The sequence below is a fragment of the Paenarthrobacter sp. GQ52 genome, assembly GCF_059759005.1.
Genome location: NZ_JCAXEJ010000010.1, coordinates 83,289 through 97,985 on the forward strand (window position 1 = coordinate 83,289; position 14,697 = coordinate 97,985).

A 14,697-nucleotide genomic window follows, 5' to 3' on the forward strand; every position below is an offset into this window, starting at 1 on the left:
CTCCTGTAGCCGTCCTCGGGCCTCTTACCTTCCTCGGGCGGGTCCCGCTCCTGCTTCTGGTGGCAGGCGTCATGGCGGGCATGTTCGGAATGCACGTGGTCAGCGGATCTCATGGCGCCCATTCTGCGAGCTCTGCGTCACCTGTCATAGCTGCCGAATCCGCGCTCCACGTTCACGACACCGCGCAGCTCCACGGAAGCCCGCCTGCTGATGCGGACAAGTGCACGTCTGGAAGCTGCTCCTGCACCCAGGCGACCACCACCAACTGCATCCCTTCGCTACAAACAGGTTCCTTGGCCGCTCCGCCTCCAGCCGTTGCTGTCGGAGCAATCCCCGTCTCGTGGGAACTTCACAATCTCCCCCGCTCCTGGTCCTACCAACCCCTCGGTCCTACACCCGTGCAGCTCTGTATCAGCCGTACGTAAGCACTGGCGCGGCCCGCGACTGGTGGGCCGGTTGACCCTTCACCATCTGCTTACCCCCTGGCGGCTGACAGACGGCCGCCTTAATTGGCAAAGGACACTTTCTGATGAACAGGACACACTTCACTTTTACCGGAGCCGCTGTCGCAAGCCTGATTGCGCTGGCCGGTTGTGCCAGCAACTCCGGATCCGATTCCATGCCGGGCATGGACCACGGAAGTTCCAGCACTTCCGCCAGCCCTTCAGCGAACAGCAGCAACGCCGCAGACACGATGTTCGCCCGGATGATGATTCCCCACCACGCCCAAGCAGTGGAGATGTCCGACGCTATGCTCGCGAAGACTGACATCCCGCCCGCAGTTACCGCCTTGGCCGTCAAGATCAAAGAAGCCCAGGCACCCGAGATCGAGAAGATGACGGCTTGGCTCAAGAGCTGGAACGAGAATGCCACCATGCCTGCGGACGGCCATGGCGGTCACGGCATGGACGGCATGCTGAGCGACGCCGACCTCCAGAAACTCAAGGATGCGCAAGGCATGGAAGCGGCCAAACTCTTCCTTACCCAGATGATCGCGCATCATGAAGGCGCCGTCAGCATGGCCAAAACCGAGACCAGCCAAGGCAAGAATCCCGAGGCCGTTCAGCTCGGCAAGGACATCATCGCTGCCCAGGAAGCTGAGATTCGGGAAATGCAGGACCTCTTGGCCGGACTCTAGCCCCACGGTGTGGTGATGCAGAGGCCCGACGGCGGAAGGTCGCCGTCGGGCCTTTGCCTGTTCGCTCTGTTGGCGGGCAAAGTACGCAAGCCCTAAAGTGTGCTCGGATCAATGACTGTTGTCGGGAACGGCTTGACCGGATTTAGAGGGGCGATACTGATGATCTTCCAACCGTCTTCGGTCTTGGCAAGGTCAACTTTCTGGCCGTAGACGTAGCCCTCGTCAGGACCCTGCACACCGCTGACCGGCGAGTGTTCCAGATGCGTCTTCTCAGAAAGCTCTACCTTGGCGCCGCTCTTGGTGGCAGTGAGTTCCTTGAGGGTGATCTCGGATCCGCTGGCCGTCAAGAAAACATTATGGGGTGCTAGCGCGTCCCTGCGTTGACGGAGTTTTCCATACTCCAACTCAGTGCGCTCAACGGCGTCCGGCACGAAATCCTGACTGATTTCTTCCGTGGTGGACGAGAACCCAACAACCACCTGATGATTCCTGCGGTCGATTGCCCGCTCGATGAGGGTCTGAATGGCGGCTTTCTCTTTGGCATCCAGCTGCGGGGTTGGTGCTGCACACGAGGACACGGCCAGTAGAGCAACTACCGCAGCAGATACCATCACTCTTCGCTGCATGATCATAAGTTGCCACCTTTCACACGACTCCCGGGGTCCGCCTCCCCCATTTGCAAGGCTGGTGGAAACCTAGCAGTTTGCCCGCTGGGAGACCAGATCCGGCCGCGTAGGGGCTGCGTGTAGTGGGTTCGGTGTCCGCACCACTTACCGCCGATCGCCCCCGTAACCGCTGGTGCAAACGGCGCGAAAGGGTGCGGGCTCGGCGAAGAAGTGGTGCGCGCGGCGCAAAGTGGTGCGCCCGCCCGCCAGGACTTAGCGGCTGCTGCCCGCCAGCAAACCCCGGCGTTGCAGCAGACGCTTCTCGATGGGCCCGAACACCAGGATCTCGATCAGAATGCCCACGAACAGGATCAGCAGGATGGCGGACATCACGATGGTCATATCGGAGAGCAATCGGCCCTGATCCAGCAAGGAGCCCAGCCCGAAACCAATCGTGCCACCCACCGCGATGATTTCGGCGGCCATGAGTGAACGCCAGGAGAAGGCCCAGCCCTGCTTCAAACCGCCGATGTAACCGGGAAGTGCGGCGGGCAGGACGATCTGCAGCGCCATCTGGAGCCGGTTCGCGCCGAGGACTGTGCCCACACTGCGGTACTGCGGCGGGATCTGGTCCACACCGGAAATGAGCCCGTTGATGATGGACGGGATGGCGCCCATGAACACCACAAAGTACACGGTGGCGTCGGTCAGGCCGAACCAGATGATCGCTGCGGGAACCCAGGCCACGGAAGGGAGCACCTGCAACCCGGAAATCAGCGGCCCGAACGCACGCCGCAAGGGAGCTACCTGGGCCAGGATCAACCCCACGGGAGTAGCGATAACCACCGAAATCAGGAAGCCGACCACACCGCGTTGGAGAGATGTCCACACTGCTTCCTGGACCTTGCCTTCACCCCACATCGTCACGAATTGGGTGAGGACATCCAGCGGCCCGGGAACGAGGTCGCGGCGCTTGAACTCAAGCGAAACGTAGAACTGCCACGCGAGGATCAGGACCACCAGCGCGGCAACGGGCAGCAGCACCCGCTTCCAGTCGATACCGGTCTTGCGTCGGCTGTCCGATTGGAGGTTGTCCAGACCGGCTTCAAGGTCCCGGAGCTCGGAGGCATTGCCCTTCAGCGACGGCGAAGTGATGTGCTCTTTGGATTCAGTCACGGGAAGGGTCCGCTCTTCGGTGGTAATGGGGTTACTTGGCATGGCGGCGGATCTCCTCGCGAAGACGGCGGGTAATAACTCCGGTCAGCTCCCCAGCCCGGCCGGCATCGGTACGGTGCTCCTCGGTGACATCCCATTCAGCCACCACACGGCCGGGACGCGAGGACAAGAGCAGTACGCGCTGACCCAGACGGACGGCCTCGCGCACGTTGTGGGTGACGAACACGATGGTCCGGCCCGTTTCCTTCCAGATCCGCTCGAGTTCGTCGTGGAGGAGGTCGCGGGTGATCGCATCGAGGGCAGCAAACGGCTCATCCATCAGCAGCAACTGCCGGTCTTGAGCCAAGGAACGGGCCAACGCAACGCGCTGCCTCATGCCACCGGACAGCTCGTGGGGACGCTTGTCCCCGGCGCCGCCCAGGTGCACCAGTTCCAACAGCTCGGTGGCACGGGCACGCCGGCTCGCCTTCGTGCTGGACTTGTCCGCCAACTGCAAAGCCAACTCGATGTTGCCCCTCGCCGTCAGCCACGGGAACAGGGCTGCGTCCTGGAACATGAAGGCAGCGCCGTCGCTGGGGACTTCAAGAGCGCCCGACGTCGGCGGTTCCAGTCCCGCCATGATGTTCAGGAGGGTGGACTTTCCGCAGCCGGACGCACCGAGGAGGGCGACGAACTCGCCTTGAGCGATGGTGGCGTTGACGTCGTCCAGCACCGGGGCGCCGTCGCCGAAGCGCTTGCCCAGGTTCTCGAGTACGACTGGCATGGTCCCGTCCTTCATGTTGATTGGTAGAGCTGATGTGGCCAAAGGCCGGCCCGCTTCCCCCGTAATTCAGAGGGAAGCGGACCAGCCTGTTACTGCTTAGTCCTGGCCAAGACCTGCAGCCGAGGTTTTCTTGCCTTCAACCTCGTTCAGCGTGCGGAGGTCGAAGATGCCGTTGATGTCGGCCTGCTTGGTGGTGCCGGCCTTGACGCCGTCTTCGAGGAGCTTGTTGTACGTTCCGGCCAGCGGGTCGGTGGTGAACTTGATGTTCTGCAGCGCCCGTTCAATCACGTTCGCCGGAAGCGGCTTGCCCGCGGTGTCCTTGAGGACCGCGTTGATGGTGGTCGCCTTCTCGGAAGCGGAAGCCGAGTTCAGCCAGTTCACGGATTCCACATGGCCCTTCAGAAGTGCTTTCACGGTTTCGGGGTGCTCTGCGGCGAACTTCTTGTTCACGATCAGGATGGTGGTGGTGAAGTCACCGTTCTCCCACAGGTCCTTCTCGTCAACCAGGACCTTCGCACCGGCTTCGAGCACCAGGCGGGAGGCCCACGGCTCCGGCAACCACGCGCCGTCGAGCTTTCCGTCGGTGAAGAGCTTCAGCGACTGGGCATTCTCGGTGGGGTTGATGTTCACGTCGCCGCTGCCATCGGTGTTGGTCTTGAAGCCTTGGTCACCGAGCCAGGCGCGGAGGGCCACGTCCTGGGTTCCGCCGAGCTGCGGGGAGCTGAGGATCTTGCCTTTGAGGTCGGCAGCGGAGTTGATCTCCGGCTTGACCACCAACTGCGCACCGCCCGAGGCTGCACCGGCGATGATGCTGATGGACTCGCCCTTGCTCTTGACATACGAGTTGATGGCAGGGTTCGGGCCGATGTACGTGGCATCGATAGCGCCGGCGTTCAGGGCTTCGATCGCGGCGGGGCCGGCGTTGAAGACCTGGGTGCTGAGCTTGGTATCGCCCAGTTCCTTGGCGATCAGGCCCTTGCTGGTTCCTACCAGCGCGGGGCCGTGGGTCACGTTGCTGAAGTAACCGAGCTTCAACTCAGCGGCAGGCGTCGCGGTGGGCGCCGGGGCGGCCTGGTTGTTCTGCGAAACAGCGGAAGCGACTGCGGCGCCCGCACCGATGAGGAGCACCAAGCCGACGGCCAGGGCGATCTCTACTGTGCGGCGGCGCTTGGGCTTGGATGCGGACTCACCGGCGACGATGCGGGTGGTGCCGGTGTTGGGCGACTCGGGGGTGTTAGCCATGGGGGTGGGTCCTTAGGGAGGTGGGATGCGAGCGGGGCGAAGATCAGGCCCCGTGACATCGCCCGTCGAGGGCAAGCAAGGACCATTCCGGAGAGGTCATGCCTTCACAGTAGGGACTGTCATATTTCCGCTTCAATCCCACAGAAACCAAGGTTCACGCAGGTTCACGTGGCGTCATATTCGCCGCCAGGGCTTCAATGTCGCGCGGAGTTGTGCGGCAGCAGCCACCTATGAGATGGGCGCCCTTGCGCTGCCATTCCGTGGCCTTTCCAGCCAAGGTTCCTTTGCCCTGAAGACCCTCTGACGGACCCCACGTCTTGGTCACGGCATCGTAGCTCTCCCCCGAATTCGGATACGCGACCAGTGGCTTGTTCGAGGACCGCTGCAGGGTGCCGAGAGCTTCCGTCACCAGTTCCAGCGGCACGCAATTTACGCCGACGGCGGCCACCCGCGGTTCCGCGCCGAGCAGCGCTGCCACGTCCGCAATCGGCGTGCCGTCACTGATGTGGCCGCTGTCCCGCAGCGTGAACGTAAACCAGGATTCGACGTCGAACTCCGCCACGAGCGCCAACAGCGCCTCCGCTTCGGCGAACGACGGCAGCGTCTCGCACGCCAGGAAATCCGCGCCGGCTTCAACGAGAGCGGCAATGCGGGGCCGGTGGAAGTCCCGGAATTCCGCGGCGGAAAGCGTGTAATCGCCCCGATACTCAGAGCCATCAGCCAGGTAGGCGCCGTAGGGACCCACGGATCCGGCTACCAAAAGCGGCCCACGGGCAGAACCATTAGCCAAGGCTTCCTGGCGGGCTTCATCGGCCAACTGGACGCTCAACGCCACCAGCTCCAAAGACTCATCAACTGACAACCCGCGCCGCGCAAAACCCTGCGGAGTCGCCTGGTAGCTGGCGGTGATGGCCACGGAGGCTCCGGCGTCGAAATAGTCGCGGTGGACCTGCTTGATCAAGTGCGGCTGCTCGAGCAGGACCTTGGCGGACCACAACGCGTCTTCCAGATCGCAGCCGTGAGCCTCCAATTCCGTGGCCAACGCACCGTCCAGGACCAGGTCCCTGCCGGCGTTGAGGAGCGTGCTGAGCGTTGTGTTCTGTGGCATGGGCCCTTCCCAAAAAAGAAAACCGCAGCCTGTTCGAAATTCCCGCCGTACAACGTGAGGAGTCGCGAACAAGCTGCGGTTTTGTGACTACGTATGACCCTAGATGACGTAACGTTCGTCTTCGTGGTCGCCCGGGTGGTCCTTGACCAAACCGGCGGCAAGGGTGTTGCCGTCGATGGGGTCGATCACCAGGAAAGCGCCGGTGCGGCGGTGGTGCAGGTAGTTCTCCAGCGGCAGCGCAGCGGACAACCGGAGCTGTGCGTGTCCGATGTCGTTGAGCTCCAGGTTGGACGCGGGCTCTACGTTGAACGTGGCCAGGTCCAGCTTGCCCGTGACGTTCCGGACCAGGGCCTGGACCGTGCGTGTCCCGTGCTTCACCAGGACCTTCTGGCCTTCGCGGAGCGGCTTGGGTGAGAGCCATGCCAACGACGCGTACAGGTCAGCTGTGCTCTCACGGACAGTCCCGGCAGCAGCGATGGTGTCACCGCGGGCGATGTCGATCTCGTCAGCCAGGCGGACAGCCACCGACTGCGGCGCCGCGGCCTCCTCCAGAGACTGGCCGGCGAAGTCGATGCCGATCACCGTGGTGGTGCGCGGCTCGTGGCCCGGGCTGATGACGGATACTTCGTCGCCAACCTTGACGGAGCCCTCGGTGATCTGGCCAGCGTAGGCGCGGTAATCGCGGTACGCCTCCACATCGAGCCCGGCGGCAACAGCGTCCGGAGCCAGGGCACCCTGCGGACGGATCACCAGCTGGACCGGGAAGCGGAAGCTCTCCAGTTCGGCCTCGAGTTCGTCAGCAGCCGGGAGGGTTTCGAGGACCTCCAACAGTGCAGGACCGGTGTACCAGGGGGTGCGCTCGGAGCGGTCCACCACGTTGTCGCCATCAAGGGCCGAAACAGGGACCACCAACAGATCAGCAACGCCATCGGAACCCAGACCAAGCTCACGCGCAACCTTCTGCACGTCGGCTTCGATGTCGCGGAATACCTGCTCGCTGAAATCAACAAGGTCGATCTTGTTCACGGCAACAATCACGTGGGCAACGCGCAGCAGCTGCAACACGGACAGGTGACGGCGGGTCTGCTCCAGCACACCCTTACGGGCGTCGATAAGTACGACGACGGCATCCGCAGTGGACGCGCCGGTCACCGTGTTCTTGGTGTACTGAACGTGGCCGGGGCAGTCCGCCAGGATGAAGCTGCGGCGGTCCGTGGCGAAGTAGCGGTAAGCGACGTCGATGGTGATGCCCTGCTCGCGCTCGGCGCGCAGTCCGTCAGTAAGGAGGGCGAGGTCAATCCCGCCCTTTTCTCCGCCGAAGCCGCGGTCCGCGGAGGTGCGGGCAACGGCGTCGAGCGTGTCAGCAAGAATCGCCTTGGAATCGTGAAGGAGGCGGCCCACCAAAGTGGATTTACCGTCGTCCACCGACCCGGCGGTAGCGAAGCGGAACAGGGTTGTGGGCAGGGCTGTTTCCAGCCCGGCAGCCAGTGTTTCGGTGCTCATTTAGAAGTAGCCGTCCTTCTTGCGGTCTTCCATGGCTGCCTCGGAGATGCGGTCATCTGCTCGGGTGGCGCCACGTTCGGTCAGGGTGGAGGCAGCGACTTCAACTACGACGTCGGCCACGGTGCGGGCATCAGATTCCACAGCACCGGTGCAGGACATGTCGCCAACCGTGCGGTAGCGCACCAGCTTGGTGATGACTTCCTCGTGCGGCAACGGTTCGGAAACCTCGCCTACCGCGCGCCACATGCCGTCGCGGGCGAAAACCTCACGCTCGTGGGCGTAGTACAGGCCGGGGAGCTCAATGTTCTCGCGTTCGATATAGCGCCAGATGTCCAGCTCGGTCCAGTTGCTGATGGGGAACGCGCGGACGTGCTGGCCCACCGTGTGGCGGCCGTTGTACAGGTTCCACAACTCGGGGCGCTGGTTGCGCGGATCCCACTGGCCGAACTCGTCACGCAGGCTCAGGATGCGCTCCTTGGCGCGGGCCTTGTCCTCGTCACGACGGCCGCCGCCAAATACGGCGTCGAACTTGTTGCGCTGGATGGCATCAAGCAACGGAACAGTCTGCAGCGGGTTGCGGGTGCCGTCGGCGCGCTCGGCCAGCTCACCGCGGTCGATGAACTCCTGCACCGAGCCGACAACCAGCTTCAGGCCGAGGCGCTCAACCGTGCGGTCCCGGAAGTCGATGACCTCCGGGAAGTTGTGGCCCGTGTCCACGTGCAGGACGGGGAAGGGAACCTTGCCCGGCCAGAACGCCTTGGTGGCCAGATGCAGCATGACCACGGAATCCTTGCCGCCGGAGAACAGCAGTGCAGGCTTCTCGAACTCGGCAACAACTTCACGAATGATGTGAATCGCCTCGGACTCGAGGGTGTCCAAAGACGAAAGGCGAGTCGCAGCAGCAGATGCCGCCCCGGGAGTGGCATCGGGCCTGTCGAAGCTGGACGCAATGCTGCTTGCAGCATTGCCGTCCAGCGAAGGGGCGGGGGCGGCATCTGCTGCGTAGGCGTCCGTTGTGATTTGGGTGCTCATGTGTGTAGTCCGCATTCTGTCTTGTCGGATCCTGCCCAGCGGCCGGCTCGGGGGTCTCCACCCGGGGCCACTTTGCGGGTGCAGGGCTGGCAGCCGATGGACGGGTAGCCTTGGCTCAGGAGGGGGTTGACGGGAAGGATGTTGTCCTCGGAGTACTCGATCAGCTGATCGAAGGTCCAGTCGACCATCGGGTTCACCTTGACCAGGCCGAAGCCCTCGTCCCAGGTGATCACCGGGGTGTTGGTGCGGGTGGGGCCCTCGTCGCGTCGGACACCGGTGAACCACACCTCGTAGCCGGCCAGCGAACGGCGCAGCGGCTGGACCTTGCGCAGCGCGCAGCACTGGGCGGGGTCGCGGGCGAACAGGTCCTTGCCGAGCAGGCGATCCTGTTGTTCCACGGTGTTCTCCGGAAGAACGTCCACTACGTTGACGCGCAGGTTCGCTGCAACTTCGTCGCGGGTCTCGTACGTTTCCTTGAAGTGGTAGCCGGTCTCCAGGAACAAGACGTCGACGCCGGGAAGCTGGTCCGCGACCAAAGCCGGCAGGACGGCGTCTGCCATGGAGCAGGCGACCGTCACCGTGGGCAGCTCGAAGTTGCGGGCCACCCAGGCGATGACGTCCCGGGCGGGGGCGTTCCAGCCCAGCTCAGCGGCGCCTTGTTCGGCCAGGGCCTTCAGCTCTTCATGGGAACGCAGTGCCGGACGGGCTGCTGCGCTGGCGAGGTTGGTAATCGTGACGGGATCTGTCATTGGAGATCTCCTTCATCTGCCGAGTGTGCCCACTCCGCGAAGGTCTGGCCCTCGGCGCCCACGGCGACGAATTTACGGACCACGCGCTCCACGTAATCGGGCAGGTCTTCCACCGTGACCTTGAGGCCGCGGACGGTACGTCCCAAACCGGCTTCCTCGCGCTCGTTGTTGGCCAGCCCGCCACCGAGGTGGACCTGGAAACCCGGGGTGGGGTCGCCGTCGGGCGTTGGCAACATCATGCCCTTCAGGCCGATATCGGCCGTCTGGATACGTGCGCAGGAGTTCGGGCAGCCGTTGATGTGGAGGGACAGTGCCGACGGCAGTTGCTTGGTCTCTACGAGGTCCACCAAGCGGCGCTCCAGCTCAGCGATGGCCGTGGCCGCCGTGACCTTGGTTTCCACGATGGCCAGCTTGCAGTATTCGATGCCGGTGCAGGCGATGGTGCCGCGACGGAACACGGACGGACGGGCGGAGAGGCCCAAAGTGTCCAGCTCTGCGATGAGCGGTTCAACCTGATCCTTGGCCACATCCAGGATGACGAGCTTCTGGTGAGGGGTAGTGCGCAAGCGGTAGCTGCCGTGCTTCTCCAGGGTGTCCGCCAGCGTGACAAGTGCCTCGCCGGATGTGCGGCCCACAGTAGGGGTCACGCCGATGAAGAACTTGCCGTCCTTCTGCTCGTGAACGCCGATGTGATCGCCGGGGGCCGTGGGCTTGGGAGCAGCAGGGCCGTCGGGAAGCTTGAAACCGAGGTATTCGTCCTCCAGGATCTGGCGGAACTTGGCCGGTCCCCAGTCGTTCATGAGGAACTTCAGGCGTGCCTTGGTGCGCATGCGGCGGTAGCCGTAGTCGCGGAAGATGCTGGTGACGCCGAGCCATACTTCGGCGGCAACGTCAGCGGAGACGAATACACCAAGGCGTTCGGCCAGGCGCGGGTTGGTGGACAGGCCGCCGCCTACCCAGAGGTCGTAGCCGGCACCGAGTTCAGGGTGGACAACGCCCACCAAGGCGAAGTCGTTGATCTCGTGCACCACGTCCTGGGACGGGTGGCCCGTGATGGCGGTCTTGTATTTGCGGGGCAGGTTGGCCAGCTCAGGGTCGCCGATGAAACGTTCGGCGAGCTCGTGGATCAGCGGGGTGGGATCGATGATCTCATCCTTGGCGATGCCCGCAACCGGGGAGCCGAGGATGACACGGGGAACGTCGCCGCAAGCCTCGGTGGTGGACAGGCCAATGCCTTCAAGGCGGCGCCAGATTTCCGGCACATCCTCAACGCGGATCCAGTGCAGCTGGATGTTCTGGCGGTCCGTAAGGTCGGCCGATCCGCGGGCGAAGTCCACGGAAATCTGGCCGATGACGCGAAGCTGCTCGGTGGTCAGCGCACCGCCGTCGATGCGCACGCGCAGCATGAAGTACTTGTCTTCGAGCTCGTGCGGTTCAAGCGTTGCGGTCTTGCCGCCGTCGATCCCGGGCTTGCGCTGCGTGTACAGGCCCCACCAACGGAAGCGGCCGTGAAGGTCCGTGCCGTCGATCGAATCAAAGCCCTCTTTGGAGTAGACAGACTCAATGCGCTCACGGACGTTAAGCCCGTTGTCTTCCTGCTTCCAGGTTTCGTTGGCGTTCAGTGGAGCGGTGCCGTCAACCTTCCACTGGCCGTGGGGCTTGGCGGCAGGGCGGGTGCGTGCCGGACGCGAGGGGACTGCGGTGTCCGAGGACGCACCGGCTACAGCTGTATCTGTCATACATCGACTGTAGGTCTGGCTAGTTTTCGCCAGCAAAGGTCCGGAAACGCGAAGTCACCTAGGGAAACATTTCGTCACGAACACGCCAGCGGCCTTGTCCGAAGGACCTGTTTTGTGCAGGTCCATTTGGCCCTTTTCCCGCGTGAATAAAGGTTAGGAGAGGCTTTCCAACACTGCGTCGTAACGTTCCAGCGCGATCTCTGCCAGCACCGTCGACGGAAGCAAAGGAGCCGACACAATGTCCGCGCCGGCCTTTGCCAGTTGGTCGTGGAAATAACCGGTCGCCAGCAGGTAGGAGGCAATGAAGACCCTTCCGGTCCCACCGTCGGCGGCGAGTTCGGCACGCAAGGACGCAACGCCGTCGGGCACTGTTGGCTGGGCGCTGGCGCCATAGGCGACCCGGACCTTGTTGGGCAGCAGCTCACCGAGGAGTCGCGCCTGCTCTTCCGAGTCCACCGAGCCGTCCGGAAGGGACGATCCCGCGGCAGCCAGCAGCACGCCGTCGTTCTCCTGCAGTCCAGCCGCACGCAGGTGCATGGTCAACAGCTCAGCCAGACGGGGATCCGGTCCCAGCGGCTTGGCAGCCACTACCTCGGGGCGGCTCTTGATGGCTTTGGGAACGTCCACCTTGATGTGGAAGCCCGTTGAGAGCAAAAGCGGTACGACGACGGCGGCAGTCCCCTCGGGCAGGCCCTCCACCGCACCGCCCAACTCGGGTTCCTGGACGTCAACGTACGCTTCAACAACGCGCAAACCGGGGCGGAGAGTTTCAATTTCAGCCATCACGCGTCGGATGGCAGCCTGGCCTTCGGCGTTGCGGGTTCCGTGGGCGCAAGCGATCAAAACGGGGCTGTTCATGGGAGCTAGCGTAACGTTGAGCCAGCACCTGTTGTGAAGCACGTTAAGAAAGAACCAGTCCACTTGATTTCCTTTGACATTGTTCTTCTTTGGCTTGACCTCATCGGCGTGTTCTTTTTTGCTGTGTCGGGCTCGTTGTTGGCCGCCCGGAAGCAGTTCGACTTTGTTGGTTCGGTGCTCCTCGCTTCCATCGCGGCGCTGGGCGGTGGGGTAATCCGCGACATCGTGATCAATGCCGGCCCCCCGATCGCCTTCACGAATCCTGCCTATCTGGCACCGCCCGTGCTGGCTGCCCTGCTGGTCTACTACCTTTTCTCGTCGGTGCAGCGTTTCACGTCCCTCTTAACGCTGTTCGACGCCGGCGGATTGGCGTTGTTCTGCATCACCGGCACCCTGAAAGCCATCAGCGCGGGCATGAACCCGGTGGCTGCGATCCTGTTGGGCGTCACCACGGGAGTGGGCGGCGGCCTGCTCCGTGACATCACCGCCAACGAAGTCCCCACCCTGTTCAACAACCGCGATCTCTATGCACTGCCCGCCTTTGCGGGCGCCGGTTTGACCACGTTGATGTGGCACCTTGGCCTGTTCAGCGGGCTTACGGCTTGTGTCATTGCCGGCGTTGTTTTCGCTTTCCGGGTGACCGCCTGGCGCCGCGGCTGGTACGTGCCCCTGGCTGTGCGTGGTTGGCATCGCGCAGGCACCGGTGGGGGCGCAATTTCCGGTGCCCGGGATTAGCTAGGATAAGAGCATGACTGACATGTTCCTCGAGAAGTTCCGCGCGCTGGTCCCAAAGTATCTCGAGGATGAATGGCAGGAAGAAGACGGCCTCACGCCCGACGAACTGGACGACGCCCTCTCCGATCACTCCTTCACCATCCCGCTGGTTCTGCGCGAGTTCTACCTTGCAATCGGCGGTTGCGAGGACCTCATGGAGGCCTACCACTACTTCTGGGATCCCGAGGAACTCGAGGTGGACGACGAAGGCTTCCTCATGTTCCTGGAGGACGAGGACGAACAGTTCACCTGGGGCTTCCGCACCGCCGACCTCAGCATCCCGGACCCCATCGTCTGGCGCCGCAACAACGCCCGCGGCCAGTGGAAGAGCGAGGAGGGCACGTTCTCCGAGTTCGTGTTCGACATGTTCGAGTGGGCATTCAACGACGACGAAGACTAACTTCCCGTTTTGGAGCAGCCCCTTCCCACCCATTCCGGGTTGGGAAGGGGCTGTTTTGCTTTGAGGGCCTGTGCGGCCACCACCTACTTTGATTATGGACCTGCCCCGACACGCCGCTCGCGGGGCGTGTTGCCCGAAAGTTGGGGTCAAAGTAGGTGGTGGCGGTACAGGCCCAGAGGGAACTCACGACGGCGGCACCCACCCAGGCGCGTACCTCGCCGGCGCGTAGCGGCCAACTTCCCTGTTGCGCAGAACTGCCATGACTTCGGCGACCATCAGCTCTGGGTGATGAACGACGTCGACGTAGTAGTAATGGAGGGTCAATAGGCCTCTGCGCATGGCTGCGTTGTTCCTATATTGATCCTTCTTGACCTGTTTTCCCTCAAGGTGCGTGCCGCCGTCGAGTTCTACAATCAGGCATTCATTGACCAGACAGTCCACCTCCCCTACGCCCGGGAGGTCCACGTGCATCTGGACTTTAAGACCTGCCCTGGTGAAGTGGGTGTGCGCGAGTACTTCCAGGAGCGAGTCGGCCCGAGGTAAAACCGAGTCCAGGATTTCGCGAACCTTGCCATTCCTGTTGCCCGGAAGCTTTGATTTCAGGAAATCTATGGACAGCAGTGCTTGGCTGACGGCACTCTGCACCATGACGAGTGCTTCCAGTTCAGGCGAACATCGGAGGGCGTGGATTAGGACATCCGCTACCCCGGCGACTGGTAGATATGGATGAGCCGGGTGTAGGCAGCCTCCGTGGTGGACTACACCCCGCCTTGCTAGTCCAGTACTGCAGCTGAGATGGAGAGCGTCTACCCCTCCCAGGGTCCAGAGACCATAGAAGCGCGCCGCCGAGACGCAGGTAAGTAAGCCGTCGGCTCGAAAGGCGGCAACGACGTCGGGGTCTGATGCCCGGGACGTGTAGACGCCGCGATGAAGGCGGTTGACTACTCCGTCCCTCACCGCGTTTGCGAGCATGCGGCGACTGAAGCCCGCGGTCATCAGGGTGGACGTAGTTGCTGCTCCGCGCCGGCTTCGGAGGAAATTGTCGATGTCCATGTAGCCATGCTGAGTTCGGCCGGAACCCTGAGATGGCCGCAAAGTCCCCTATGTGGATAACTCCGTGTACCTCCACCACTTGGTTTGGCGGCCCTGAGGTTATGACACACCCTAACTCCGGCGTGTCCCCCACCTCCGAAATTCAAAGTTGGTGGTGGAGGATCGGCGCTTGGCTGTAAATCGCGCTGCGGGAACGGGAAAACCATTGACGCAGGGAGTTGCATATGTGACAGGATTGTCATAAGCTTTTCACGGATCCACTAAATGCCTCCGGTGGGTCTGATGCGAACGGAGATTGTGGTCCCGGTTCGGTGCAGCGTATGACTCGTAACGTTGCAGCGAGCCGGGGCCATTCCGTTTTTCCGGGAGACTAAAAAATTTTGGCGCGTACGGCCAGCACCCACTTTGATTCCACCGAGGGCACAACACACCGCAACCACCGGCGTGTCACCACCCTCGCAGGCTCAGAGTGGGTGGTGACGGTACGGGGTCCACCACGGCTGTGGCCCAAAATGTGGGGAAACAAAAAGCAGGCGCCCGGCCTATGAAAAGTCCGG

Annotated in this window: 14 protein-coding genes; 3 read left to right on the plus strand and 11 right to left on the minus strand. The window is 62.9% G+C overall.

Going from position 1 to position 14,697, the window contains the following annotated elements; translation table 11 throughout:
• Positions 1-529 precede the first annotated feature (529 nt).
• Positions 530-1,138: a DUF305 domain-containing protein gene (locus AC6CH8_RS14375; protein ID WP_498191259.1), complete on the plus strand. Its 609-nt coding sequence runs from the start codon at positions 530-532 to the stop codon at positions 1,136-1,138.
• A 92-nt stretch (positions 1,139-1,230) separates the two neighbouring features.
• On the opposite strand, the gene AC6CH8_RS14380 is transcribed toward AC6CH8_RS14375, so the two are convergent.
• The 10 genes from AC6CH8_RS14380 to AC6CH8_RS14425 all read right to left on the minus strand — a co-directional run bounded on the left by AC6CH8_RS14380 (position 1,231) and on the right by AC6CH8_RS14425 (position 11,976).
• A complete protein-coding gene (locus AC6CH8_RS14380) occupies positions 1,231-1,770 on the minus strand; it encodes a hypothetical protein (protein ID WP_498191260.1) in 540 nt (179 codons plus the stop codon).
• A gap of 246 nt (positions 1,771-2,016) precedes the next feature.
• The gene (locus AC6CH8_RS14385) at positions 2,017-2,961 is read right to left on the minus strand and encodes an ABC transporter permease (protein ID WP_017197146.1); all 945 of its coding nucleotides are present in this window, start codon (positions 2,959-2,961) and stop codon (positions 2,017-2,019) included.
• Positions 2,951-3,682, minus strand: coding sequence for an ABC transporter ATP-binding protein (locus AC6CH8_RS14390; protein ID WP_089595922.1), 732 nt, complete (start codon positions 3,680-3,682; stop codon positions 2,951-2,953). The genes AC6CH8_RS14385 and AC6CH8_RS14390 overlap by 11 nt, the downstream gene beginning before the upstream one ends.
• Before the next feature lie 96 nt (positions 3,683-3,778).
• Positions 3,779-4,924, minus strand: coding sequence for an ABC transporter substrate-binding protein (locus tag AC6CH8_RS14395; protein ID WP_498191261.1), 1,146 nt, complete (start codon positions 4,922-4,924; stop codon positions 3,779-3,781).
• Positions 4,925-5,078: 154 nt separating this feature from the next.
• On the minus strand, positions 5,079-6,032 hold the full coding sequence (gene mmuM / locus AC6CH8_RS14400) for a homocysteine S-methyltransferase (protein WP_498191262.1): 954 nt from the start codon (positions 6,030-6,032) through the stop codon (positions 5,079-5,081).
• Between the two features lie 99 nt (positions 6,033-6,131).
• Entirely contained in the window at positions 6,132-7,535 is a 1,404-nt protein-coding gene (locus AC6CH8_RS14405) for a sulfate adenylyltransferase subunit 1 (protein WP_091469234.1), read from the minus strand.
• Positions 7,536-8,567, minus strand: coding sequence for a sulfate adenylyltransferase subunit CysD (gene cysD, locus AC6CH8_RS14410; protein ID WP_498191263.1), 1,032 nt, complete (start codon positions 8,565-8,567; stop codon positions 7,536-7,538).
• On the minus strand, positions 8,564-9,316 hold the full coding sequence (locus AC6CH8_RS14415) for a phosphoadenylyl-sulfate reductase (protein ID WP_498191264.1): 753 nt from the start codon (positions 9,314-9,316) through the stop codon (positions 8,564-8,566). Before AC6CH8_RS14415 ends, cysD begins: the two co-directional genes overlap by 4 nt.
• Entirely contained in the window at positions 9,313-11,055 is a 1,743-nt protein-coding gene (locus AC6CH8_RS14420; protein ID WP_091469240.1) for a nitrite/sulfite reductase, read from the minus strand. The genes AC6CH8_RS14415 and AC6CH8_RS14420 overlap by 4 nt, the downstream gene beginning before the upstream one ends.
• Before the next feature lie 153 nt (positions 11,056-11,208).
• Positions 11,209-11,976, minus strand: coding sequence for a sirohydrochlorin chelatase (locus AC6CH8_RS14425; protein WP_498191265.1), 768 nt, complete (start codon positions 11,974-11,976; stop codon positions 11,209-11,211).
• On the opposite strand from AC6CH8_RS14425, the gene AC6CH8_RS14430 reads away from it, so the two are divergent.
• Together AC6CH8_RS14430 and AC6CH8_RS14435 are read left to right on the plus strand one after the other, a co-directional pair.
• Positions 11,977-12,648, plus strand: coding sequence for a trimeric intracellular cation channel family protein (locus AC6CH8_RS14430; protein ID WP_498191266.1), 672 nt, complete (start codon positions 11,977-11,979; stop codon positions 12,646-12,648). It begins immediately after the preceding gene.
• Positions 12,649-12,661: 13 nt separating this feature from the next.
• The gene (locus AC6CH8_RS14435; RefSeq protein WP_178997390.1) at positions 12,662-13,087 is read left to right on the plus strand and encodes a hypothetical protein; all 426 of its coding nucleotides are present in this window, start codon (positions 12,662-12,664) and stop codon (positions 13,085-13,087) included.
• Positions 13,088-13,270: 183 nt separating this feature from the next.
• Here AC6CH8_RS14435 and AC6CH8_RS14440 read toward each other — a convergent pair whose 3' ends face one another.
• Positions 13,271-14,140 (minus strand): type IV toxin-antitoxin system AbiEi family antitoxin domain-containing protein, encoded by an 870-nt coding sequence (locus tag AC6CH8_RS14440; protein WP_498191267.1) that lies wholly within the window; start codon positions 14,138-14,140, stop codon positions 13,271-13,273.
• Between the last annotated feature and the right edge of the window lie 557 nt (positions 14,141-14,697).

What these genes read in the sequence shown, in the direction of transcription:
- AC6CH8_RS14375 (WP_498191259.1), top strand. Translation starts at nt 530, where the DNA reads ATGAACAGGACACACTTCACTTTTACCGGAGCCGCTGTCGCAAGCCTG.
- AC6CH8_RS14380 (WP_498191260.1), bottom strand. Translation starts at nt 1,770, where the DNA reads ATGATCATGCAGCGAAGAGTGATGGTATCTGCTGCGGTAGTTGCTCTA.
- AC6CH8_RS14385 (WP_017197146.1), bottom strand. Translation starts at nt 2,961, where the DNA reads ATGCCAAGTAACCCCATTACCACCGAAGAGCGGACCCTTCCCGTGACT.
- AC6CH8_RS14390 (WP_089595922.1), bottom strand. Translation starts at nt 3,682, where the DNA reads ATGCCAGTCGTACTCGAGAACCTGGGCAAGCGCTTCGGCGACGGCGCC.
- AC6CH8_RS14395 (WP_498191261.1), bottom strand. Translation starts at nt 4,924, where the DNA reads ATGGCTAACACCCCCGAGTCGCCCAACACCGGCACCACCCGCATCGTC.
- mmuM (WP_498191262.1), bottom strand. Translation starts at nt 6,032, where the DNA reads ATGCCACAGAACACAACGCTCAGCACGCTCCTCAACGCCGGCAGGGAC.
- AC6CH8_RS14405 (WP_091469234.1), bottom strand. Translation starts at nt 7,535, where the DNA reads ATGAGCACCGAAACACTGGCTGCCGGGCTGGAAACAGCCCTGCCCACA.
- cysD (WP_498191263.1), bottom strand. Translation starts at nt 8,567, where the DNA reads ATGAGCACCCAAATCACAACGGACGCCTACGCAGCAGATGCCGCCCCC.
- AC6CH8_RS14415 (WP_498191264.1), bottom strand. Translation starts at nt 9,316, where the DNA reads ATGACAGATCCCGTCACGATTACCAACCTCGCCAGCGCAGCAGCCCGT.
- AC6CH8_RS14420 (WP_091469240.1), bottom strand. Translation starts at nt 11,055, where the DNA reads ATGACAGATACAGCTGTAGCCGGTGCGTCCTCGGACACCGCAGTCCCC.
- AC6CH8_RS14435 (WP_178997390.1), top strand. Translation starts at nt 12,662, where the DNA reads ATGACTGACATGTTCCTCGAGAAGTTCCGCGCGCTGGTCCCAAAGTAT.
- AC6CH8_RS14440 (WP_498191267.1), bottom strand. Translation starts at nt 14,140, where the DNA reads ATGGACATCGACAATTTCCTCCGAAGCCGGCGCGGAGCAGCAACTACG.